The following is a 1,442-nucleotide window of genomic DNA, read 5'->3' on the forward strand; positions in this document are numbered from 1 at the left end:
TCCTAAAATGTAAAAGTTAATTCTTGTTTGTAAGGTTAAATTCTATGTAGCTGAATTTACTCTTACATGATAACCTAGTCAGGCAGTGGATTCCTCCATCCATAAATAGGAGGTTTACATAATGTCTGACGATAATAAATATGACCAGAAACACCTTACTACCAGCCAGAGAATAAAAGTTGAAAAGGGGCTGAATGATGGTAAATCCTTTGCTGAGATAGGAAGGATTGTAGGAAAACATCCTACAACCATCAGCAAAGAAGTTAAAAAGTATCGCACCTTCCAACCACGAGAAAAGAATGACGATCCGCAAAGGTGTGCATTATATAAGGAATGCTCACTTCGCTTCCTATGTGACAGGGAAGACTGTGTTAGAATGTGCAAAAACTGTTATGACAATGAACACAAAGCTATGCGCTGTGTCACAACTTGTCCGGAGTACCGTGAGCCTCAGTGCCCTACTCTCTCTAAGGCTCCTTATGTATGTAACGCCTGTTTAAAAGCAAGGCGTTGCAACAAAAACAAGGCTTTTTATATTGCTCAGAACGCTGACAAATCATCACAGGAGTTGCTTGTATCCTGCAGAAAAGGCATAAATCAGGATCCTGCTGAAGTTGCGCTCCTTGATGATCTTATATCCCCTTTACTATTAAAAGGACAGTCTTTAGCTCATATATATGCTTTTCATGGCCATGAGATTCCCTGTTGTCGGAAAACACTCTACAACTACATTGATCAGGGTGTTTTTACTGCCAGAAATATCGATATGCGCCGCAGAGTAAGATACAAATGCAAGCCTCGTAAAAGAGGTACTCGTGTCAGTCTGTCCGCAAAAGAATTCAGAATAGGCAGGACATATGACGACTTCATCAAATATACTTCAGAGTATCCTGAAATTCCTGTTGTTGAAATGGATACTGTTGAAGGCGAAAAAGGTAACAGCAAGCAAGCTTTTCTGACTATGATTTTCAGAAGTTGCCATCTTATGCTTATATTTGTCTTGGCTGAGAAATCACAGGACTGCGTAATCGAAGTATTTGATACATTATGTGAAAAACTTGGTATTGAAGTATTCCAGGAATTGTTCCCTATCATACTCACTGACAACGGCACGGAATTCCAGTTTCCAGCCCGACTTGAATGTGACCAGTATGGTGAAATAAGAAGCAAGGTATTTTATTGCAATCCCAACTGCTCATGGCAGAAAGGAATGATTGAAAAGAATCATGAGTACATAAGATATGTGATTCCAAAAGGCAACAGTCTGGATCCTTATGATCAGAAGGATGCTACTGTTCTGATGAACCACATCAATAGCGAAGCCAGAGACAGCTTAAATGGCTGCACCCCATTTAAGCTGTCCAAAATGCTTCTCAATAACAATCTCCACCGTCTGCTAAAACTTAAGGAGATTGCACCGGATCAGGTTACCCTGAAACCGT

1 protein-coding gene is annotated in these 1,442 nt (G+C 40.2%); it reads left to right on the forward strand.

Annotated features, from left to right (window positions below; all coding sequences use genetic code 11):
- Positions 1-121 precede the first annotated feature (121 nt).
- Positions 122-1,442: IS30 family transposase (locus G590_RS0117745; protein ID WP_026494256.1), on the forward strand; the 1,321-nt coding region annotated here is incomplete at its 3' end.

This window comes from Butyrivibrio sp. XPD2006 (genome assembly GCF_000420865.1).
Classification (GTDB): Bacteria; Bacillota; Clostridia; order Lachnospirales; family Lachnospiraceae; genus Butyrivibrio.